This window comes from Escherichia sp. WS568 (genome assembly GCF_046486085.1).
Taxonomy (GTDB): Bacteria; Pseudomonadota; Gammaproteobacteria; order Enterobacterales; family Enterobacteriaceae; genus Escherichia; species Escherichia coli.
Genome location: NZ_JBJQMC010000013.1, coordinates 120,536 through 141,889, shown reverse-complemented (window position 1 = coordinate 141,889; position 21,354 = coordinate 120,536). Strand labels below are relative to the sequence as shown.

Sequence of the window (21,354 nt, the reverse complement as noted above, 5' to 3'; positions counted from 1 at the left end):
GGTGGTCCCACCTGACCCCATGCCGAACTCAGAAGTGAAACGCCGTAGCGCCGATGGTAGTGTGGGGTCTCCCCATGCGAGAGTAGGGAACTGCCAGGCATCAAATTAAGCGAAAGGCCATCCAAAAGGATGGCCTTTTTGCGCTGGTGCAGAAAAAGGCCGGCTGCGACGCTGGCTGCGTCTGATCCAGCCTACTCTTGCTTATCCGTCCTGATTTTGCATCCACTCCACCACAAAATCAGCCAGCCCCCCAACATCATTAATATCCAGTAACGCGACATCAAGATTAAGCGGCACATCACTGGCTACAGCAATAACATGCCTGTCTATCACTAATTCTTCCGGTCGATGTCCGGCTCCATCGCGAAACAGCACAATCTTTGCGATCTCTTCATGCTTAAACCCTTCGACCAGAATCAAATCCAGCTTTGAGGTATCCATTCGACTTGCGAGAAAATGTAGATCCAGCTCTTCTTCGCCTGGTGTTTCCGTCATCAAGGCCCATCGTTGCTGGCTGGCAACGATGGTTTGTGCCGCGCCAGCCTTGCGCAGCTCATAGCTATCTTTGCCTGGCTTATCAACATCCATATCATGGTGCGTATGCTTAATCAGCCCCGGACGGATCCCTCTGGCGCATAATGCCGGGATCAATTTTTTCAGCAGCGTTGTTTTTCCGGTGCCACTCCATGCAGCAAAGGCGAGTAACGGTATCATCGTTTTTCCTGCCATCGGGCAAGCTCCTCTGGCGTATTCACGTTTATAAATGCCTCTTTACGATCGCTGAAATCAACCGCATGACCGCCAGCCAGACGCATAAATGCCATAACCCGGCGTTCTCCTGCTTGCAGATATTCTTGTAATAAAGGCTCAATTGCGCGGTTTACCAGAGCAATAGTCGGGTGATCGCGTTCACCGTCGTGGACCCACACGACAGGCGCATCTTTGCGCTGATGAGTAAGCCGGGAGGCTAAATCATGGGGAATGTAAGGCGTATCGCACGGGCAAAACAAAAACCACTCACCCGCTTCCTGCTGCATTACTGAAAGCATTCCTGCCAGAGGGCCAGGGTAATCCGCCAGTGAATCTTCAATCACTTTCAGACCGCTTGCCTGATAGATTTCCTGATGACGATTAGCATTAACCACGACGTGAGAGAGCTGCGTCATAAGCGCGTCAGCGACATGTTGCCATAATGGTTTGCCGTTTAATTCAAGCAATCCTTTATCTACGCCGCCCATTCGTCTGGCTTTACCGCCCGCCAGCACAACGCCTGTTATCGTCGTCATCAGATTCACCGATATCGCCTCTTTTATTGTGGGATTGACCCTGCTAACGTGTCTGTCTCAAGAGTAAGGAGCATTACTATGAAATGTAAACGTCTGAATGAAGTTATTGAACTCCTCCAGCCAGCCTGGCAAAAAGAGCCAGACCTTAACCTGCTGCAATTTTTGCAGAAACTGGCGAAAGAGTCAGGTTTTGACGGCGAACTGGCGGATTTGACGGATGACATTCTGATCTATCACCTGAAAATGCGTGATTCCGCGAAAGATGCGGTGATCCCGGGTTTGCAGAAAGATTATGAAGAAGATTTCAAAACGGCGCTATTACGCGCACGTGGTGTAATTAAAGAGTAAAAGCTTGTAAGCGGTGCCACCAAAATCATCATGAAATGATATCCTTCATCATTCGTAATGTTTTCCGGATGATGGGATGAACAACAGCGCTTTTACTTTCCAGACACTACACCCGGATACCATCATGGATGCTCTGTTTGAGCAAGGGATCCGGGTGGATTCCGGTCTTACCCCGCTTAACAGCTATGAAAACCGTGTCTATCAATTTCAGGACGAAGATCGTCGACGTTTTGTCGTCAAATTTTATCGTCCTGAACGTTGGGCAGCCGATCAAATCCTCGAAGAACATCAATTTGCGTTGCAGTTGGTAAATGATGAAGTTCCGGTCGCAGCACCTGTGGCCTTTAACGGTCAGACTTTATTGAATCATCAGGGATTTTATTTCGCTGTTTTTCCAAGCGTCGGTGGTCGCCAGTTCGAAGCTGATAATATCGATCAGATGGAAGCGGTTGGGCGTTATTTAGGGCGTATGCACCAGACGGGGCGCAAACAGCTTTTTATCCATCGCCCGACCATCGGTCTGAATGAATATCTCATTGAGCCTCGCAAGCTGTTTGAGGACGCTACACTGATACCTTCCGGGTTGAAAGCGGCATTTCTGAAAGCGACAGATGAGCTGATCGCCGCCGTTACAGCACACTGGCGGGAAGATTTCACCGTTCTGCGGCTACATGGAGACTGCCACGCTGGGAATATTCTCTGGCGCGATGGTCCAATGTTTGTTGATCTGGATGATGCACGTAATGGTCCGGCTATTCAGGATTTGTGGATGTTGCTCAATGGCGATAAAGCCGAGCAGCGGATGCAACTGGAAACTATTATTGAGGCTTATGAAGAATTTAGCGAGTTCGACACCGCTGAAATCGGACTGATTGAACCTTTACGCGCCATGCGTTTGGTTTATTATCTTGCCTGGCTAATGCGGCGTTGGGCTGATCCCGCGTTCCCGAAAAATTTCCCGTGGTTAACCGGGGAAGATTACTGGCTACGACAGACGGCGACTTTTATAGAACAGGCAAAAGTTCTACAAGAACCCCCTTTGCAATTAACACCTATGTATTAATCGGAGAGAGTAGATCATGAAAAAGATTTGGCTGGCGCTGGCTGGTTTAGTTTTAGCGTTTAGCGCATCGGCGGCGCAGTATGAAGATGGTAAACAGTACACTACCCTGGAAAAACCGGTAGCTGGCGCGCCGCAAGTGCTGGAGTTTTTCTCTTTCTTCTGCCCGCACTGCTATCAGTTTGAAGAAGTTCTGCATATTTCTGATAACGTGAAGAAAAAACTGCCGGAAGGCGTGAAGATGACTAAATACCACGTCAACTTCATGGGTGGTGACCTGGGCAAAGATCTGACTCAGGCATGGGCAGTGGCGATGGCACTGGGCGTGGAAGACAAAGTCACTGTTCCGCTGTTTGAAGGCGTACAGAAAACCCAGACCATTCGTTCAGCATCTGATATCCGCGATGTATTTATCAACGCAGGTATTAAAGGTGAAGAGTACGACGCGGCGTGGAACAGCTTCGTGGTGAAATCCCTGGTCGCTCAGCAGGAAAAAGCTGCAGCTGACGTGCAATTGCGTGGCGTTCCGGCGATGTTTGTTAACGGTAAATATCAGCTGAATCCGCAGGGTATGGATACCAGCAATATGGAAGTTTTTGTTCAGCAGTATGCTGATACGGTGAAATATCTGTCCGAGAAAAAATAATTCAATGTAAATTACATAAAGCCCGTGAATATTCACGGGCTTTTTTTATTATTTAATAAATATAAATACATTCTGATAATGCGTCCTGCCGCTGGACATTATTTCAGCATAAGTGGATATTCAAAGTTTTGCTGTTTTATCAGGGAATATTTATATGATACGTAAGTCAGCTACAGGTGTTATTGTTGCGTTAGCCGTAATCTGGGGTGGTGGCACATGGTACACAGGTACGCAAATTCAGCCTGGTGTCGAAAAGTTTATTAAAGATTTTAACGATGCTAAAAAAAAGGTGAACATGCCTACGATATGACGTTAAGTTATAAAAACTTTGACAAAGGCTTTTTTAATTCTCATTTTCAAATGCAAATAACATTTGATAACGGTGCACCCGATCTCAATATCAAGCCAGGCCAGAAAGTTGCATTTGATGTGGATGTTGAGCACGGTCCGTTGCCCATCACAATGTTAATGCATGGTAATGTCATCCCGGCACTGGCAGCGGCAAAAGTGAACTTAGTGAATAATGAACTGACACAACCGCTATTTATCGCCGCGAAAAATAAATCGCCCGTGGAAGCGACATTGAGGTTCGCGTTTGGTGGCTCATTCTCCACGACATTAGATGTTGCCCCTGCAGAGTATGGAAAGTTTTCCTTTGGTAAGGGCCAGTTTACTTTTAATGGTGATGGTAGTTCATTGTCTAACCTGGATATTGAAGGCAAAGTCGAAGATATTGTTCTGCAATTTTCACCAATGAACAAAGTAACGGCGAAAATTTTTACCTTTGATTCTCTGACACGATTAGAAGAAAAGAAATTTCCGGTTGGTGAAAGCGAGTCGAAATTTAATCAGGTTAATATTATCAACCAGGGGGAAGTCGTTGCCCAAATCGATGCTTTCGTTGCAAAAACCAGGCTGGATCGCGTTAAAGACAAAGATTATATCAATGTCAATCTGACCTACGAACTTGATAAGTTAATAAAAGGGAATCAGCAACTCGGTAGTGGTGAGTGGTCATTGATTGCTGAATCTATTGATCCCTCAGCGGTGCGCCAATTTATCATCCAGTATAACATTGCGATGCAGAAGCAGCTTGCTGCACACCCTGAGTTAGCAAACGATGAAGTTGCTCTGCAAGAAGTGAATGCTGCATTGTTCAAAGAGTATTTACCGTTATTACAAAAAAGTGAGCCGACCATTAAACAACCGGTAAGATGGAAGAACGCACTCGGCGAACTAAATGCCAATCTGGATATCAGTATTGCCGACCCCGCCAAATCTTCATCATCCACAAACAAAGATATTAAATCGCTCAATTTTGATGTGAAGTTACCGCTTAATGTCGTCACAGAAACCGCAAAACAGCTTAATTTATCTGAAGGAATGGATGCGGAAAAAGCGCAAAAGCAGGCTGATAAACAAATCAGCGGGATGATGACATTAGGTCAGATGTTTCAGTTAATCACGATTGACAACAATACCGCCTCGCTGCAGCTGCGTTATACACCGGGTAAAGTTGTTTTTAACGGACAGGAGATGAGCGAAGAAGAATTTATGTCTCGTGCCGGACGTTTTGTTCATTAAAATACTCACTCGCCTCTGCTCATTCAGAGGCGAGTAAAACTTACTTGTCCTGCCGCTGTGATGACATCAACGACGTCAGAAGCCGGTCTTTTTCCTGCCACAGTGAGTTCAGCCATTGCTGAAAATGGCGCTTAAAGCTTTTGTCATTGATGTAGTCGCCATGTAACTCATCGGAAATAGGCTGCAAATCCACATGTACGACAATTCGCGTCAGTTTACCGCTTAACATATCGAAGAACGGCTGACGGTTATTGTCCGGATAACACAGCGTAACATTAAGCAGTTTATCGAATTGTTTACCCAGTACATTTAGCGCCATCGCAATGCCTGCCGCCTTTGGTGGCAACAAGTTTTGAAAAGTGGAGTGGGTTTGCTGATGTTTTTCTTGCGTGAAACGGGAGCCTTCAACGAAATTGACAATGGTGGTGGGATGCAGGCGAAACTTTTCACAAGAACGCCGAGTGGTTTCAACATCTTTACCACGTCGCTCCGGATGACGTAATAAATAAGCGCGGGAATAACGCTTCATAAACGGCATATCCAGCGCCCAGCACGCCAGGCCAAGAAATGGCACCCAGGCCAGCTGTTGCTTGAGGAAATATTTATTCATCGGAATGTGCTTACGAAACAGCACGCACAGTACGACAATATCTGCCCAACTACGGTGGTTACAAATAAGCAGATACCAGTTCTTCTTACTTAACCCTTCCAGCCCGTGAACTTCCCATTGCAGGTGTGGGTTCAGATGCAGTAATACCGCCAGACCTTCACACCAGCAATACATCATAAAATCACAAAAACGCGAAACCTTTCGCCAAATGACTGGCACAGGTAGCAATAGTTTTACAATCCCGGCAATGATGATCGGGACGGAACAAAAAATAGTGACCAAAATGGTCAATACGATACTCAGCAAAAGGGTTATCGCAGCGAGTATTCTCGTCATAATGAATTTATTCAAAAGGTTAGCCATAGACAGTGCGCTAAAGAAGCGCAAGGCGCAGATTTTAGCAGAAAACGACCCAAATAACGGATGATCCTTAAGGAGAAAAATAATTCATATCTATCCACATTAGAAAAAATCCCATTATCTCAATTATTAGGGATGGCTTTATTTTTAACTGCATGAAAAACAAAGATAAACATCATGCTGTAAAAAGCATGATAATAAATTAAAAGTGATGTAAATAATTTATGCACAAAGTTATCCACATGACGATTTGCGAGCGATCCAGAAGATCTACAAAAGATTTTCACGAAAAGCGGTGAAAAACTCATGTTTTCATCCTGTCTGTGGCATCCTTTACCCATAATCTGATAAACAGGCACGGACATTATGGTTCAGATCCCCCAAAATCCACTTATCCTTGTAGATGGTTCATCTTATCTTTATCGCGCATATCACGCGTTTCCCCCGCTGACTAACAGCGCAGGCGAGCCGACTGGTGCGATGTATGGTGTCCTCAACATGCTGCGCAGTCTGATCATGCAATATAAACCGACGCATGCAGCGGTGGTCTTTGACGCCAAGGGAAAAACCTTTCGTGATGAACTGTTTGAACATTACAAATCACATCGCCCGCCAATGCCGGACGATCTGCGAGCACAAATCGAACCTCTGCACGCGATGGTTAAAGCGATGGGACTGCCGCTGCTGGCGGTTTCTGGCGTAGAAGCGGACGACGTTATCGGTACTCTGGCGCGCGAAGCCGAAAAAGCCGGGCGTCCGGTGCTTATCAGCACTGGCGATAAAGATATGGCGCAGCTGGTGACGCCAAATATTACGCTTATCAATACCATGACGAATACCATCCTCGGCCCGGAAGAGGTGGTGAATAAGTACGGCGTGCCGCCAGAACTGATCATCGATTTCCTGGCGCTGATGGGTGACTCCTCTGATAACATTCCTGGCGTACCGGGCGTCGGTGAAAAAACCGCGCAGGCATTGCTGCAAGGTCTTGGCGGACTGGATACGCTGTATGCCGAGCCAGAAAAAATTGCTGGGTTGAGCTTCCGTGGCGCGAAAACAATGGCAGCGAAGCTCGAGCAAAACAAAGAAGTTGCTTATCTCTCATACCAGCTGGCGACGATTAAAACCGACGTTGAACTGGAGCTGACCTGTGAACAACTGGAAGTGCAGCCACCGGCGGCGGAAGAGTTGTTGGGGCTGTTCAAAAAGTATGAGTTCAAACGCTGGACTGCTGATGTCGAAGCGGGCAAATGGTTACAGGCTAAAGGGGCGAAACCCGCAGCCAGGCCGCAGGAAACCAGTGTTGCAGACGAAGCGCCAGAAGTGACGGCAACGGTGATTTCTTATGACAACTACGTCACCATCCTTGATGAAGAAACACTGAAAACGTGGATTGCGAAGCTGGAAAAAGCGCCGGTATTTGCATTTGATACCGAAACCGACAGCCTTGATAACATCTCTGCTAACCTGGTCGGGCTTTCTTTTGCTATCGAGCCAGGCGTAGCGGCATATATTCCGGTTGCTCATGATTATCTTGATGCGCCCGATCAAATCTCTCGCGAGCGTGCACTCGAGTTGCTAAAACCGCTGCTGGAAAATGAAAAGGCGCTGAAGGTCGGGCAAAACCTGAAATACGACCGCGGTATTCTGGCGAATTACGGAATTGAGCTGCGTGGGATTGCGTTTGATACCATGCTGGAGTCCTACATTCTCAATAGCGTTGCCGGGCGTCACGATATGGACAGCCTCGCGGAACGTTGGTTGAAGCACAAAACCATCACTTTTGAAGAGATTGCGGGTAAAGGCAAAAATCAACTGACCTTTAACCAGATTGCCCTCGAAGAAGCCGGACGTTACGCCGCCGAAGATGCAGATGTCACCTTGCAGTTGCATCTGAAAATGTGGCCGGATCTGCAAAAACACAAAGGGCCGTTGAACGTCTTCGAGAATATCGAAATGCCGCTGGTGCCGGTGCTTTCACGCATTGAACGTAACGGTGTGAAGATCGATCCGAAAGTGCTGCACAATCACTCTGAAGAGCTCACCTTGCGTCTGGCTGAGCTGGAAAAGAAAGCGCATGAAATTGCAGGTGAAGAATTTAACCTTTCTTCCACCAAGCAGTTACAAACCATTCTGTTTGAAAAACAGGGCATTAAACCGCTGAAGAAAACGCCGGGTGGCGCGCCGTCAACGTCGGAAGAGGTACTGGAAGAACTGGCGCTGGACTATCCGTTGCCAAAAGTGATTCTGGAGTATCGTGGTCTGGCGAAGCTGAAATCGACCTACACCGACAAGCTGCCGTTGATGATCAACCCGAAAACCGGGCGTGTACATACCTCTTATCACCAGGCAGTAACCGCAACGGGACGTTTATCGTCAACCGATCCTAACCTGCAAAACATTCCGGTGCGTAATGAAGAAGGTCGTCGTATCCGCCAGGCGTTTATTGCGCCAGAGGATTATGTGATTGTCTCGGCGGACTACTCGCAGATTGAACTGCGCATTATGGCGCATCTCTCGCGTGACAAAGGCTTGCTGACCGCATTCGCGGAAGGAAAAGATATCCACCGTGCAACGGCGGCAGAAGTGTTTGGTTTGCCACTGGAAACCGTCACCAGCGAGCAACGCCGTAGCGCGAAAGCGATCAACTTTGGTCTGATTTATGGCATGAGTGCTTTCGGCCTGGCGCGGCAATTGAACATTCCACGTAAAGAAGCGCAGAAGTACATGGACCTTTACTTCGAACGCTACCCTGGCGTGCTGGAGTATATGGAACGCACCCGTGCTCAGGCGAAAGAGCAGGGCTACGTTGAAACGCTGGACGGACGCCGTCTGTATCTGCCGGATATCAAATCCAGCAATGGTGCTCGTCGTGCAGCGGCTGAACGTGCAGCCATTAACGCGCCAATGCAGGGAACCGCCGCCGACATTATCAAACGGGCGATGATTGCCGTTGATGCGTGGCTACAGGCTGAGCAACCGCGTGTACGTATGATCATGCAGGTACACGATGAACTGGTATTTGAAGTTCATAAAGATGATGTCGATGCCGTCGCGAAGCAGATTCATCAACTGATGGAAAACTGTACCCGTCTGGATGTGCCGTTGCTGGTGGAAGTGGGGAGTGGCGAAAACTGGGATCAGGCGCACTAAGATTCGCCTGAACATGCCCTTTTTTCGTAAGTAAGCAACATAAGCTGTCACGTTTTGTGATGGCTATTAGAAATTCCTATGCAACAACTGAAAAAAAATTACAAAAAGTGCTTTCTGAACTGAACAAAAAAGAGTAAAGTTAGTCGCGTAGGGTACAGAGGTAAGATGTTCTATCTTTCAGACCTTTTACTTCACGTAATCGGATTTGGCTGAATATTTTAGCCGCCCCAGTCAGTAATGACTGGGGCGTTTTTTATTGGGCGAAAGAAAAGATCCGTAATGCCTGATGCGCCATGTTTATCAGGCCAACGGTAGAAGTGTAATCTATTGAATTTACGGGCCGGATACGCCACATCCGGCACAAGCATTAAGGCAAGAAAATTATTCGCCGTCCTGCGTTTCTTCTACAGGCTGCATCTCGCTAAACCAGGTATCCAGTTTCTGCCGCAGCTTGTCCACGCCTTGTTTCTTCAGTGAAGAGAAGGTTTCAACCTGCACATCACCGTTAAACGCCAGCACCGCTTCACGCACCATATTCAATTGCGCTTTACGTGCGCCGCTTGCCAGTTTGTCCGCTTTGGTCAGCAGCACCAGCACGGCGATATTGCTGTCTACCGCCCACTCAATCATCTGCTGATCCAAATCTTTCAGCGGATGGCGAATATCCATTAGCACCACCAGACCTTGCAGGCTCTGACGTTTTTCGAGGTACTCGCCGAGCGCGCGCTGCCATTTGCGCTTCATCTCTTCCGGGACTTCCGCATAACCGTACCCAGGCAAGTCAACCAGACGCTTGCCGTCAGCCACTTCAAACAGGTTGATAAGCTGGGTGCGCCCTGGGGTTTTTGAGGTCCGCGCCAGGCTTTTCTGGTTAGTCAGCGTGTTCAGCGCGCTGGATTTACCTGCGTTGGAACGGCCTGCAAAAGCCACTTCAATTCCGGTATCGGAAGGTAGGTGGCGAATATCAGGCGCACTCATCACAAAATGCGTCTGTTGATAATTCAAATTAGTCAAAGCGGTCGTCTCCGTCAGTCAAAGCTTTGCGGCGATTATACCTGAACCATAATAAAAGGCGGATTTTTCGGCGTGAGCGTTGTAAGTAAAAGCCATACGCTTTGTGAGACATTGCCGATAGTCTTTATGCGAAATAGCAGAGAAAATTCTGCGACGCATGTCAAATAAGCTATATAAATCAGTTAATTGCTTTTATATAAAACTCTGAAAATGTGCAAATACTGATGGCGGTTGATTGTTTGTTTAAAGCAAAGGCGTAAAGTAGCACCCATAGAGCGAGGACGCTAACAGGAACAATGACTCAGGATGAGGGTCAGGAGCGCCAGGAGGCGAAGACAGAGGATTGTCAGGAAGACAAACGTCCGGAGACGTAATTAAACGGAAATGGAATCAACACGGATTGTTCCGGCTAATGGAAAAACAGGGTGTGTTGGCGGCCTGCAAGGATTGTAAGACCCGTTAAGGGTTATGAGTCAGGAAAAAAGGCGACAGAGTAATCTGTCGCCTTTTTTCTTTGCTTGCTTTCTGTTAGATTCCGCCGCAAATCTATACTGAATAAAACGGCTAAAAGACGAACCATTATGAAACCATCATCTTCAAACTCACGCAGCAAAGGTCATGCAAAAGCGCGTCGAAAAACACGCGAGGAGCTGGATCAGGAAGCTCGTGACCGTAAGCGTCAGAAAAAACGTCGTGGTCATGCGCCGGGCAGCCGCGCAGCGGGCGGTAACACCTCGTCAGGCAGCAAAGGCCAGAACGCACCAAAAGATCCACGTATTGGCAGTAAAACCCCTATTCCATTGGGCGTGACTGAAAAAGTCACCAAACAGCACAAACCGAAGAGTGAGAAACCTATGCTTTCACCGCAGGCGGAGTTGGAATTACTGGAAACGGATGAGCGTCTGGATGCGCTGCTGGAACGTCTGGAAGCAGGCGAAACCCTGAGCGCCGAAGAGCAATCCTGGGTGGATGCTAAACTGGATCGTATTGATGAGTTGATGCAGAAACTCGGCCTCTCTTATGACGATGACGAAGAAGAGGAAGAAGACGAGAAGCAAGAAGACATGATGCGTCTGCTGCGGGGCAACTAACGGATTGCCGCCGTGGGCCTTCCCGTTCTGCTGATAACCCTTCCGGTTATATGTTATCTGGTGTGGTTATTCGTTAAACTACAGCGGTTGTCGCGGCGACAAAAGTGGCTGCGCAACCGGCTGATGACCCGAAACGGGCATCCGCCGGTACGCCGTAGCCGCCAGAGACGCCATCGGAAGGAGTGAGCATGTCTGTACAGCAAATCGACTGGGATCTGGCCCTGATCCAGAAATATAACTATTCCGGGCCACGATACACCTCGTACCCGACCGCGCTGGAGTTTTCAGAAGACTTCGGCGAACAGGCGTTTTTACAAGCCGTGGCGCGCTATCCTGAGCGTCCATTATCTCTCTACGTACATATTCCGTTCTGCCATAAGCTTTGTTACTTCTGCGGTTGCAATAAGATAGTTACTCGCCAGCAGCACAAGGCCGATCAGTATCTGGACGCGCTGGAGCAAGAAATCGTCCATCGTGCACCGCTTTTTGCCGGGCGCAAGGTGAGCCAGCTGCACTGGGGCGGTGGTACGCCGACGTATCTGAACAAAGCGCAAATCAGCCGTCTGATGAAGCTGCTGCGCGAAAACTTCCAGTTCAATGCCGATGCGGAGATTTCGATCGAAGTCGATCCGCGCGAAATCGAACTGGATGTACTCGATCATTTACGCGCCGAGGACTTTAATCGCCTGAGCATGGGCGTGCAGGACTTCAACAAAGAAGTACAGCGTCTGGTTAACCGCGAGCAGGATGAAGAGTTCATCTTTGCACTGCTTAACCATGCGCGTGAGATTGGCTTTACCTCCACCAACATCGACCTGATTTACGGTCTGCCGAAACAGACGCCGGAAAGTTTTGCCTTTACCCTGAAACGTGTGGCGGAGCTGAACCCCGATCGTCTGAGCGTCTTTAACTACGCGCATTTGCCGACCATTTTTGCTGCTCAGCGCAAAATCAAAGATGCTGACCTGCCGAGTCCGCAGCAAAAACTCGATATCCTGCAGGAAACCATTGCCTTCCTGACGCAATCGGGCTATCAGTTTATCGGGATGGATCACTTTGCCCGCCCGGATGACGAGCTGGCGGTGGCCCAGCGTGAAGGCGTGCTGCATCGTAACTTCCAGGGCTACACCACTCAGGGCGATACCGATCTGCTGGGGATGGGCGTTTCCGCCATCAGTATGATTGGCGACTGCTACGCGCAGAACCAGAAAGAGTTGAAGCACTACTATCAGCAAGTGGATGAACAAGGCAACGCGCTGTGGCGTGGTATTGCGCTAACGCGTGATGACTGTATTCGCCGCGATGTGATTAAGTCGCTCATCTGCAACTTCCGTCTGGATTACGCTCCCATTGAGCAACAGTGGGATTTGCACTTCGCTGATTACTTTGCGGAAGATCTCAAGCTGCTCGCCCCGTTAGCAAAAGATGGGCTGGTGGATGTGGATGAGAAGGGGATTCAGGTGACGGCGAAAGGTCGCTTGCTGATCCGCAACATTTGCATGTGCTTTGATACCTATCTGCGCCAGAAAGCGCGGATGCAGCAGTTCTCACGGGTGATTTAAATAGTGAATGGCGCTTCGTTTACAAAGTAGAAAACGAAAGCGCCATCAATGTGCTGAGAACAAGATTGCCTGATGCGCTACGCTTATCAGGCCTACAAAACCTGTTGAAAATATTGCTTTTGCAGGCCGGATAAGGCGTTCACGCCGCATCCGGCATGAACAAAGAGCACTTCATCAGCAATCTGAAACTCAACTAAACAGCCCAATCATCGCGGCACACAGCACGGCAGCAACGGCAGTTTGTGGTGTGTGGCTGTCAACTGCGCCACTCGATACCAGATTAATTATTGATTCCAGCATAATGACTCTCCCCGTTTTCCGGGCAAGATCATACTGAACTTATCGGAACAGTAAAGCGCAAAATACCAGCAATTTGCGCTCAATAATCAATCTTTACTCACAAGCCGTGAATCACTCCATCCCTAGCTCTTTTAACTTACGCGTCAGGGTGTTGCGGCCCCAGCCGAGTAGCCGCGCCGCTTCCTGTTTATGCCCCTGCGTATGTCGCAACGCGGTCGTCAGTAACGTCCGCTCCAGCTCAGGCTGCGCTTCGGAAAGCAGGTTTTGATGACCGGAACGCAGCGCTCTGTCTGCCCACTGCGCTAAAAGTGTCGCCCAACTGTCCGGTTGCATTTGCGAAGTACTCTCCGCAACCGTTGATTCAAACAGTTCACCGGGCAAATCCTGAATCAACACTTCCTGCCCGGCGGCCATCACCGTTAGCCAGCGACAGGTGTTTTCCAGCTGGCGCACGTTGCCTGGCCACGCCAGGCGCGTCAGCGCGGCTTCGGTTTCCGGATGCAGCAACTTCGCTTCTACGCCCAGTTCGCGCGCGGCAACCTGTAAAAAATGGCGTGCCAGACGGGGAATATCTTCCCGACGCTCACGCAATGGCGGCAGATGAACGCGGATAACGTTCAGGCGGTGGAACAGATCCTCACGGAACTTACCTTCCTGCACCCGCTGTTCAAGATTCTGGTGAGTGGCAGCGATAATCCGCACATCCACTTTCACCGGCGCATAGCCGCCAACGCGATAAAACTGACCGTCTGCCAGCACGCGCAGCAAACGCGTCTGCACATCCAGCGGCATATCGCCAATTTCATCGAGGAATAATGTACCGCCATCAGCCTGTTCAAAACGCCCCTGACGAATGGTATTCGCGCCGGTAAATGCGCCTTTCTCGTGACCAAACAGTTCTGATTCGATCAAATCCTTCGGGATAGCAGCCATATTCAGCGCGATAAATGGCGCTTTGGCTCGCGGACTGTGGCGATGCAGGGCATGAGCGACCAGTTCTTTACCGGTGCCGGATTCGCCGTTAATCAGCACGCTAATAGAAGAACGCGAAAGCCGACCGATAATACGGAACACGTCCTGCATGGCTGGCGCTTCGCCGATGATATCGGTCGTTGGGCCGTTAAGCTGAACATTACGCGGCTGCTGCTGTTCCTGGTAATGACTGATGGCGCGCTCAACCAGCGCGACGGCTTCGTCGATATCAAACGGTTTGGGCAGATAATCAAACGCCCCTTGTTGATAGGCGCTGACGGCAGCATCCAGATCGGAATGTGCGGTCATAATGATGACCGGAAGCATCGGATGGCGCTGTTTAATCTGCTTGAGCAGCGCCAGCCCGTCCATTCCCGGCATACGGATATCTGAAAGCAGCACATCCGGCGTTTTGCTCGCCAGCGCCTCCAGTACTTCCGCGCCGTTCTCAAATGTCGTACAGGTTAAACCCGCTCCAGCGAGCGCACGTTCAAGCACCCAACGGATGGAACTATCGTCATCGACTACCCAGACTATCCCTCGTTGCATAAACGTCACCTTTATTTCCTGATAGGCAGGTAAACCGAGAACTCGGTATGACCTGGCCAACTGGTAAATTCAATTTTGCCTGAATGCTGATCAATCAAATTACGGGCGATGGATAAGCCAAGCCCGGTGCCACCTTCGCGGCCGCTGACCATCGGGTAAAACAGCGTATCCTGCAAATGAGGCGGAATACCTGGCCCGTTATCTTCCACATCAATTCGCGCCGCCAGCCGATAACGCTCGCCGTGTAAGGTCAGTTGAAACGCGGTGCGGGTACGCAGAATGATTTCACCACCCTCCGGCCCCAGCGCCTGTAGCGCATTGCGCACAATATTCAGCAAGACCTGTTCAATTTGATCCGGGTCGTGCGCCAGTTCCGGCAGGCTGGGGTCGTAATCCCGAATCAACCGCACGTTGCTCGGCAGTTCCATCGACACCAGCGTCACCACGCGTTCAGCCACTTTGTGAATACTTTCGGTAATACGCGTACCGGGCAGCTGCGGCCCCAACAGACGGTCGACCAGATTTCGCAGCCGGTCCGCCTGTTCGATAATCACTTTGGTATATTCGAGTAGTGACGGGTCAGGTAATGCTTTGCTGAGCAGCTGCGCCGCGCCACGTAAACCGCCAAGCGGATTTTTAATCTCATGTGCCAGGCCGCGCACTAAATCACGGGCAGCAACCTGCTGGGCGTGCTGTAGCTGTTCCTGACTTAAGCGGCGCTGGTTATCCATCGGTGCCATCTCCAGCAGGATCATGCCGTCCGGCATACGCTGAGCCGTCACAGAAAGGATATGCGAGCGCCCGTCGATGACCAGCGTCACTTCGTTATCGGTAAAGCCTTGCCCCGCCTCCAGACTTTCTTGCATCAGCTCGATATTTAATGAGAAGTAGCTCAACAGTTCCGGTAACGGCGTACCAAACAATTTGCGGGAGCTTTGGGCGAGCAGTTGTTGCGCGGCGGGGTTGGCGTAATGGATCGCCAGATTGTCATCAATTAACAAAATACTGTTAATCAGCGAGTTGAGGATCTGCCCAGCATCGGGCTGCGTGCCTGTTGCCATAAAGCAGTCTCCTGAACAGGTTGCACCATTTTAGTGCATTATAGCTTTTTACGGATAAAAAGCGCGAAGCATCAGAGAATTGACGGAGAAAAAAGCCCATGCAGAGATGGGCTGAAAGTTTCCACGGCAACTAAATCCCAGCGTTGTTGCGCCGGGTAGTACAACTTCAACTATTAGACGCTGTAGTACAGCTCAAACTCTACCGGATGCGGAGTCATACGCACACGGTCATCTTCTTCGCGACGCAGAGCGATGTACGCATCGATCGCTTCATCAGTGAACACGCCACCGGCTTTCAGGAACTCGCGGTCCAGATCCAGTTCGTTCAGTGCTTCTTCCAGAGAACCAGCAACCTGTGGGATCTCTTTCGCTTCTTCCGGCGGCAGGTCATACAGGTTTTTGTCCATGGCTTCGCCCGGATGGATCTTGTTCTTGATACCGTCAAGACCGGCCATCAGCAGGGCAGCAAAACACAGGTACGGGTTAGCCGCCGGGTCCGGGAAACGTACTTCGATACGACGTGCTTTCGGAGAAGAAACCACCGGAATACGGATAGACGCAGAACGGTTACGCGCAGAGTAAGCCAGCATTACCGGTGCTTCGTAGCCCGGGACCAGACGCTTGTAAGAGTTGGTGGTCGGGTTTGCCAGGGCATTAATCGCTTTCGCGTGTTTGATTACGCCGCCAATATAGTACAGCGCCTGCTCAGACAGACCTGCGTATTTGTCGCCTGCGAACAGGTTGACGCCGTTTTTAGACAGCGACATGTGGCAGTGCATACCGGAACCGTTATCACCGAACATCGGTTTTGGCATAAAGGTCGCAGTTTTACCGAAGCGGTGCGCTACGTTGTGCACAACATATTTGTAGATCTGAATTTCGTCAGCTTTTTTGGTCATGGTATTGAAGCGGGTAGCCACTTCGTTCTGACCAGCAGTCGCTACTTCGTGGTGATGGGCTTCAACCACCAGACCCATCTGTTCCATCACCAGACACATTTCAGAACGAATATCCTGAGCAGAGTCTACCGGCGGAACCGGGAAGTAACCGCCTTTCACTGCCGGACGGTGACCTTTGTTACCACCTTCGTATTGGGTGGAGGAGTTCCATGCACCTTCGATATCGTCGATAGCAACGTGGGAACCGGAGATAGACGATCCGAAACGGATGTCATCGAACAGGAAGAATTCAGGTTCTGGCCCGAACAGTACGGTGTCGGCAATGCCAGTAGAACGCAGGTAATCTTCGGCGCGCTTCGCAATAGAGCGCGGGTCACGGTCATAGCCTTGCAGGGTGCCAGGTTCAAGGATGTCGCAACGGATAATCAGGGTAGAATCGGCGAAGAACGGGTCAATCACTGCGGTGGATGCGTCTGGCATCAGCACCATATCGGATTCATTAATGCCTTTCCAGCCGCCAATCGAGGAGCCGTCAAACATTTTGCCTTCTTCGAAGAATTCGGCATTCACCTGATGAGCAGGGATAGTGACGTGCTGTTCTTTACCTTTGGTATCGGTGAAGCGCAAATCAACAAACTTCACTTCGTGCTCGTTCAGCATCGTCAGTACGTGTTCAGCGGACATACTTTAACTCTCCTGGATTGGTCATGGTCGTCGTGGTAACGAAATCTGCAATTATTTTGGCCGTGTCGCCGTAAAAAAGATAAAGCGAAAACTGTGCCAACTTTTAAATTGCCCCTAAAAGGCGTTATCATGCTTAACATCGTGCAAAAGGGCTGCACCATGATGTGAATGTTGCACCAATATAGTGCTTCAATGGAAACATTAAGCACCATATTGGTGCAATGACCTTTGGATAACCCTTTTTATGCTCCGTGAAAGCGATCACAAAGGGACTCTGCAATACTTGTTTGCGGAGGATGTTTGTGATCCTGTTTTGTAGTGCGATTAATCCGTGTACAATAACGCGCTATTTCTAATGCCTGAGGCAAAGTTGTGATCGAAAAATTGCGTAATATCGCCATCATCGCGCACGTAGACCATGGTAAAACCACCCTGGTAGACAAGCTGCTCCAACAATCCGGTACGTTCGACTCTCGTGCCGAAACCCAAGAGCGCGTGATGGACTCCAACGATTTGGAGAAAGAGCGTGGGATTACCATCCTCGCGAAAAACACCGCTATCAAATGGAATGATTACCGTATCAACATCGTTGATACCCCGGGGCACGCCGACTTCGGTGGTGAAGTTGAACGTGTAATGTCCATGGTAGATTCAGTGCTGCTGGTGGTTGACGCATTTGACGGCCCGATGCCGCAAACGCGCTTCGTAACCAAAAAAGCGTTTGCTTACGGCCTGAAGCCGATTGTTGTTATCAACAAAGTTGACCGCCCTGGCGCGCGTCCTGATTGGGTTGTGGATCAGGTATTCGATCTGTTCGTTAACCTCGACGCGACCGACGAGCAGCTGGACTTCCCGATCGTTTACGCTTCTGCGCTGAACGGTATCGCGGGTCTGGACCACGAAGATATGGCGGAAGACATGACCCCGCTGTACCAGGCGATTGTTGACCACGTTCCTGCGCCGGACGTTGACCTTGACGGTCCGTTCCAGATGCAGATTTCTCAGCTCGATTACAACAGCTATGTTGGCGTTATCGGCATTGGCCGCATCAAGCGCGGTAAAGTGAAGCCGAACCAGCAGGTCACTATCATCGATAGCGAAGGCAAAACCCGCAACGCGAAAGTCGGTAAAGTGCTGGGCCACCTCGGTCTGGAACGTATCGAAACCGATCTGGCGGAAGCTGGCGATATCGTTGCGATCACGGGCCTTGGCGAACTGAACATTTCTGACACCGTTTGCGACACGCAAAACGTTGAAGCGCTGCCGGCACTCTCCGTTGATGAGCCGACCGTTTCTATGTTCTTCTGCGTTAACACCTCGCCGTTCTGCGGTAAAGAAGGTAAGTTCGTAACGTCTCGTCAGATCCTGGATCGTCTGAACAAAGAACTGGTACACAACGTTGCGCTGCGCGTAGAAGAAACCGAAGACGCCGATGCGTTCCGCGTTTCTGGTCGTGGCGAACTGCACCTGTCTGTTCTGATCGAAAACATGCGTCGTGAAGGTTTCGAACTGGCGGTATCCCGTCCGAAAGTTATCTTCCGTGAAATCGACGGTCGTAAACAAGAGCCGTATGAAAACGTGACTCTGGACGTTGAAGAACAGCATCAGGGTTCTGTAATGCAGGCGCTGGGCGAACGTAAAGGCGACCTGAAAAACATGAATCCAGACGGTAAAGGCCGCGTACGTCTCGACTACGTGATCCCAAGCCGTGGTCTGATTGGCTTCCGTTCTGAGTTCATGACCATGACTTCCGGTACTGGTCTGCTGTACTCCACCTTCAGCCACTACGACGACGTACGTCCGGGTGAAGTGGGTCAGCGTCAGAACGGCGTACTGATCTCTAACGGTCAGGGTAAAGCGGTCGCGTTCGCGCTGTTCGGTCTGCAAGATCGCGGTAAGCTGTTCCTCGGTCACGGTGCAGAAGTTTACGAAGGTCAGATTATCGGTATTCATAGCCGCTCTAACGACCTGACTGTAAACTGCCTGACCGGTAAGAAACTGACCAACATGCGTGCTTCCGGTACTGACGAAGCCGTTGTTCTGGTTCCGCCTATCCGCATGACTCTGGAACAAGCTCTGGAGTTCATCGATGATGACGAACTGGTAGAAGTGACTCCGACCTCTATCCGTATTCGTAAACGTCACCTGACGGAAAACGATCGTCGTCGCGCCAACCGCGCACCGAAAGACGATTAATTTCGTTTTTTAGTTATAAAAAACCTGCCATCGCTGGCAGGTTTTTTTTTACCTGTCGTGAGCGCACACCAATGCGAGTATCTCCCTTATAAGTCTGTGATTACGTCAATAGAGAGCTTTGTCACAATTATCTGCAAAGTCATACACCGTTAATTGCTTTCTTTTTTGGCGTAAGCGTAAGATGCTTCATCTGGTTTAAACCAAAAGGATTAAACAATGGCGGAGAATCAATCCACCGTAGAAAATGCAAAAGAGAAACTGGATCGGTGGTTGAAAGATGGCATCACCACGCCGGGTGGAAAACTCCCTTCAGAAAGAGAGCTGGGAGAACTGCTGGGCATTAAACGTATGACGCTGCGCCAGGCGTTGTTGAACCTCGAGGCAGAATCCAAAATCTTCCGTAAGGATCGTAAGGGGTGGTTCGTGACCCAGCCGCGATTTAATTACAGTCCGGAGCTGTCAGCGAGCTTTCAGCGGGCCGCAATTGAGCAAGGACGAGAGCCTTCCTGGGGGTTTACCGAGAAAAACCGTACCAGCGATATTCCCGAGACGCTCGCGCCACTGATTGCAGTGACACCATCAACTGAACTCTATCGCATCACCGGCTGGGGGGCGCTGGAAGGACATAAAGTTTTCTATCACGAAACATATATTAATCCTGAAGTTGCCCCGGGTTTTATTGAACAACTTGAAAACCACTCATTTTCTGCAGTCTGGGAAAAGTGCTACCAAAAAGAGACGGTAGTAAAAAAATTGATTTTCAAACCCGTCAGAATGCCGGGCGATATCAGCAAGTATCTTGGCGGTTCTGCGGGTATGCCAGCGATCTTAATTGAAAAGCATCGCGCCGACCAGCAGGGCAATATTGTCCAGATAGATATTGAATATTGGCGATTTGAGGCCGTAGACCTCATCATTAATCTGTAGGTGTTTTATGGTGACAATAAATAACGCAAGAAAGATTCTACAACGTGTCGACACTCTTCCTCTTTATTTACATGCTTATGCCTTTCATTTAAATATGCGACTGGAAAGAGTGTTGCCTGCTGATTTACTTGATATCGCAAGTGAAAATAATCTACGTGGCGTCAAAATCCATGTTCTGGATGGAGAGCGTTTTTCTCTTGGTAATATGGACGATAAAGAACTCTCTGCCTTTGGGGATAAAGCCCGCCGTCTGAACCTTGATATTCATATTGAAACCAGCGCCTCAGATAAAAAATCTATTGACGAAGCCGTCGCCATCGCGTTGAAAACTGGGGCATCCTCCGTACGTTTTTATCCGCGTTATGAAGGTAATTTGCGCGATGTATTATCGATTATCGCTAACGACATTGCCTATGTACGAGAAACGTATCAGGACAGCGGCCTGACTTTTACGATCGAACAGCATGAAGATTTAAAAAGCCATGAGCTGGTGTCGCTGGTCAAAGAAAGTGAGATGGAATCTCTTTCCTTACTGTTTGATTTTGCGAACATGATCAATGCAAATGAGCATCCCATCGACGCTTTAAAAACGATGGCACCGCATATTACCCAGGTCCATATCAAAGATGCCTTGATCGTTAAAGAAGAGGGTGGCCTGGGTCATAAAGCCTGTATTTCAGGTCAGGGTGATATGCCGTTCAAAGCGTTATTAACGCACCTTATCTGCCTGGGTGATGATGAGCCGCAGGTGACGGCATATGGCCTGGAAGAAGAGGTTGATTACTATGCGCCGGCGTTCCGCTTTGAAGACGAAGATGATAATCCGTGGATCCCTTATCGCCAGATGAGTGAAACACCATTGCCAGAAAATCATTTACTGGATGCGCGGTTACGTAAAGAAAAAGAAGATGCAATTAATCAGATAAATCATGTGCGTAACGTACTACAACAAATCAAACAAGAGGCAAACCATCTTCTGAACCACTAATAAGTTTTAACTCATACGCTGTTAATAAAACCATTCCATATGAATGGTCGGTATCTTATTGCCT

The 21,354-nt window shown here is 49.4% G+C and carries 17 protein-coding genes, 1 rRNA gene and 2 pseudogenes; 12 read left to right on the top strand and 8 right to left on the bottom strand.

All coding sequences use genetic code 11. The features are described 5' to 3' along the window. Window positions 1-99, top strand: a 5S ribosomal RNA gene (gene rrf / locus ACJHWR_RS15845); the annotation flags it as partial. A gap of 102 nt (window positions 100-201) precedes the next feature. Here the strand turns inward: rrf and mobB are convergent. Both mobB and mobA read right to left on the bottom strand, forming a co-directional pair. After that, window positions 202-729 (bottom strand): molybdopterin-guanine dinucleotide biosynthesis protein MobB, encoded by a 528-nt coding sequence (gene mobB, locus ACJHWR_RS15840; RefSeq protein WP_000907630.1) that lies wholly within the window; start codon window positions 727-729, stop codon window positions 202-204. Further along, complete coding sequence (gene mobA, locus ACJHWR_RS15835) at window positions 711-1,295, bottom strand: molybdenum cofactor guanylyltransferase MobA (RefSeq protein WP_001052176.1); 585 nt, start codon at window positions 1,293-1,295, stop codon at window positions 711-713. Before mobA ends, mobB begins: the two co-directional genes overlap by 19 nt. A gap of 69 nt (window positions 1,296-1,364) precedes the next feature. On the opposite strand from mobA, the gene ACJHWR_RS15830 reads away from it, so the two are divergent. The 4 genes and pseudogenes from ACJHWR_RS15830 (at window position 1,365) to ACJHWR_RS15815 (ending at window position 4,924) form a co-directional block, all read left to right on the top strand. Beyond that, window positions 1,365-1,634: a YihD family protein gene (locus ACJHWR_RS15830; RefSeq protein WP_001295263.1), complete on the top strand. Its 270-nt coding sequence runs from the start codon at window positions 1,365-1,367 to the stop codon at window positions 1,632-1,634. Window positions 1,635-1,710: 76 nt separating this feature from the next. Further along, a complete protein-coding gene (srkA, locus tag ACJHWR_RS15825) occupies window positions 1,711-2,697 on the top strand; it encodes a stress response kinase SrkA (RefSeq protein ID WP_001065510.1) in 987 nt (328 codons plus the stop codon). 16 nt (window positions 2,698-2,713) lie between these two features. After that, window positions 2,714-3,340: a thiol:disulfide interchange protein DsbA gene (gene dsbA, locus ACJHWR_RS15820; protein WP_000725340.1), complete on the top strand. Its 627-nt coding sequence runs from the start codon at window positions 2,714-2,716 to the stop codon at window positions 3,338-3,340. Window positions 3,341-3,494: 154 nt separating this feature from the next. Then, window positions 3,495-4,924, top strand: a pseudogene (locus tag ACJHWR_RS15815) (YdgA family protein). Between the two features lie 40 nt (window positions 4,925-4,964). Here the strand turns inward: ACJHWR_RS15815 and ACJHWR_RS15810 are convergent. Beyond that, on the bottom strand, window positions 4,965-5,897 hold the full coding sequence (locus ACJHWR_RS15810; protein ID WP_024175825.1) for an acyltransferase: 933 nt from the start codon (window positions 5,895-5,897) through the stop codon (window positions 4,965-4,967). A 363-nt stretch (window positions 5,898-6,260) separates the two neighbouring features. Here ACJHWR_RS15810 and polA point away from each other — a divergent pair, with 363 nt between their 5' ends. Then, on the top strand, window positions 6,261-9,047 hold the full coding sequence (gene polA, locus ACJHWR_RS15805) for a DNA polymerase I (RefSeq protein ID WP_000249993.1): 2,787 nt from the start codon (window positions 6,261-6,263) through the stop codon (window positions 9,045-9,047). Between the two features lie 381 nt (window positions 9,048-9,428). Here polA and yihA read toward each other — a convergent pair whose 3' ends face one another. After that, on the bottom strand, window positions 9,429-10,061 hold the full coding sequence (yihA, locus tag ACJHWR_RS15800) for a ribosome biogenesis GTP-binding protein YihA/YsxC (RefSeq protein WP_000183349.1): 633 nt from the start codon (window positions 10,059-10,061) through the stop codon (window positions 9,429-9,431). 296 nt (window positions 10,062-10,357) lie between these two features. Between yihA and ACJHWR_RS15795 the strand changes: the two are divergent. From ACJHWR_RS15795 to hemN, 3 genes and pseudogenes are all read left to right on the top strand, one after another. Beyond that, a pseudogene (locus ACJHWR_RS15795) lies at window positions 10,358-10,524 on the top strand (hypothetical protein). A gap of 118 nt (window positions 10,525-10,642) precedes the next feature. Next, the gene (yihI, locus tag ACJHWR_RS15790; protein WP_001572146.1) at window positions 10,643-11,152 is read left to right on the top strand and encodes a Der GTPase-activating protein YihI; all 510 of its coding nucleotides are present in this window, start codon (window positions 10,643-10,645) and stop codon (window positions 11,150-11,152) included. Window positions 11,153-11,340: 188 nt separating this feature from the next. Then, window positions 11,341-12,714 carry an oxygen-independent coproporphyrinogen III oxidase gene (gene hemN, locus ACJHWR_RS15785; RefSeq protein ID WP_000116106.1) on the top strand — a complete coding sequence of 458 codons (1,374 nt, stop codon included), beginning with the start codon at window positions 11,341-11,343 and terminating at the stop codon, window positions 12,712-12,714. A gap of 189 nt (window positions 12,715-12,903) precedes the next feature. Here the strand turns inward: hemN and ACJHWR_RS15780 are convergent, their stop codons facing one another. The 4 genes from ACJHWR_RS15780 to glnA form a co-directional block, all read right to left on the bottom strand. Continuing rightward, window positions 12,904-13,014: a YshB family small membrane protein gene (locus ACJHWR_RS15780; protein WP_000893994.1), complete on the bottom strand. Its 111-nt coding sequence runs from the start codon at window positions 13,012-13,014 to the stop codon at window positions 12,904-12,906. A 111-nt stretch (window positions 13,015-13,125) separates the two neighbouring features. Further along, complete coding sequence (glnG, locus tag ACJHWR_RS15775) at window positions 13,126-14,535, bottom strand: nitrogen regulation protein NR(I) (RefSeq protein ID WP_001188777.1); 1,410 nt, start codon at window positions 14,533-14,535, stop codon at window positions 13,126-13,128. Between the two features lie 11 nt (window positions 14,536-14,546). Further along, window positions 14,547-15,596 carry a nitrogen regulation protein NR(II) gene (gene glnL / locus ACJHWR_RS15770; RefSeq protein ID WP_000190575.1) on the bottom strand — a complete coding sequence of 350 codons (1,050 nt, stop codon included), beginning with the start codon at window positions 15,594-15,596 and terminating at the stop codon, window positions 14,547-14,549. Window positions 15,597-15,769: 173 nt separating this feature from the next. Beyond that, window positions 15,770-17,179: a glutamate--ammonia ligase gene (glnA, locus tag ACJHWR_RS15765; RefSeq protein ID WP_001271717.1), complete on the bottom strand. Its 1,410-nt coding sequence runs from the start codon at window positions 17,177-17,179 to the stop codon at window positions 15,770-15,772. Between the two features lie 372 nt (window positions 17,180-17,551). Between glnA and typA the strand changes: the two genes are divergently transcribed. The 3 genes from typA (at window position 17,552) to ACJHWR_RS15750 (ending at window position 21,290) form a co-directional block, all read left to right on the top strand. Beyond that, window positions 17,552-19,375 (top strand): ribosome-dependent GTPase TypA, encoded by a 1,824-nt coding sequence (typA, locus tag ACJHWR_RS15760; protein ID WP_000570668.1) that lies wholly within the window; start codon window positions 17,552-17,554, stop codon window positions 19,373-19,375. A gap of 216 nt (window positions 19,376-19,591) precedes the next feature. Beyond that, a complete protein-coding gene (locus ACJHWR_RS15755; protein ID WP_000829798.1) occupies window positions 19,592-20,302 on the top strand; it encodes a GntR family transcriptional regulator in 711 nt (236 codons plus the stop codon). A 7-nt stretch (window positions 20,303-20,309) separates the two neighbouring features. Next, on the top strand, window positions 20,310-21,290 hold the full coding sequence (locus ACJHWR_RS15750) for a sugar phosphate isomerase/epimerase family protein (protein WP_000256411.1): 981 nt from the start codon (window positions 20,310-20,312) through the stop codon (window positions 21,288-21,290). The last annotated feature ends 64 nt before the right edge of the window (window positions 21,291-21,354 follow it).

Bases quoted from the DNA above. Each gene is read 5' to 3' on its own strand.
- ACJHWR_RS15750 (WP_000256411.1), top strand. From the start codon at position 20,310: ATGGTGACAATAAATAACGCAAGAAAGATTCTACAACGTGTCGACACT.
- ACJHWR_RS15755 (WP_000829798.1), top strand. From the start codon at position 19,592: ATGGCGGAGAATCAATCCACCGTAGAAAATGCAAAAGAGAAACTGGAT.
- hemN (WP_000116106.1), top strand. From the start codon at position 11,341: ATGTCTGTACAGCAAATCGACTGGGATCTGGCCCTGATCCAGAAATAT.
- yihI (WP_001572146.1), top strand. From the start codon at position 10,643: ATGAAACCATCATCTTCAAACTCACGCAGCAAAGGTCATGCAAAAGCG.
- ACJHWR_RS15780 (WP_000893994.1), bottom strand. From the start codon at position 13,014: ATGCTGGAATCAATAATTAATCTGGTATCGAGTGGCGCAGTTGACAGC.
- polA (WP_000249993.1), top strand. From the start codon at position 6,261: ATGGTTCAGATCCCCCAAAATCCACTTATCCTTGTAGATGGTTCATCT.
- glnG (WP_001188777.1), bottom strand. From the start codon at position 14,535: ATGCAACGAGGGATAGTCTGGGTAGTCGATGACGATAGTTCCATCCGT.
- glnL (WP_000190575.1), bottom strand. From the start codon at position 15,596: ATGGCAACAGGCACGCAGCCCGATGCTGGGCAGATCCTCAACTCGCTG.
- ACJHWR_RS15810 (WP_024175825.1), bottom strand. From the start codon at position 5,897: ATGGCTAACCTTTTGAATAAATTCATTATGACGAGAATACTCGCTGCG.
- glnA (WP_001271717.1), bottom strand. From the start codon at position 17,179: ATGTCCGCTGAACACGTACTGACGATGCTGAACGAGCACGAAGTGAAG.
- ACJHWR_RS15830 (WP_001295263.1), top strand. From the start codon at position 1,365: ATGAAATGTAAACGTCTGAATGAAGTTATTGAACTCCTCCAGCCAGCC.
- mobB (WP_000907630.1), bottom strand. From the start codon at position 729: ATGGCAGGAAAAACGATGATACCGTTACTCGCCTTTGCTGCATGGAGT.
- dsbA (WP_000725340.1), top strand. From the start codon at position 2,714: ATGAAAAAGATTTGGCTGGCGCTGGCTGGTTTAGTTTTAGCGTTTAGC.
- srkA (WP_001065510.1), top strand. From the start codon at position 1,711: ATGAACAACAGCGCTTTTACTTTCCAGACACTACACCCGGATACCATC.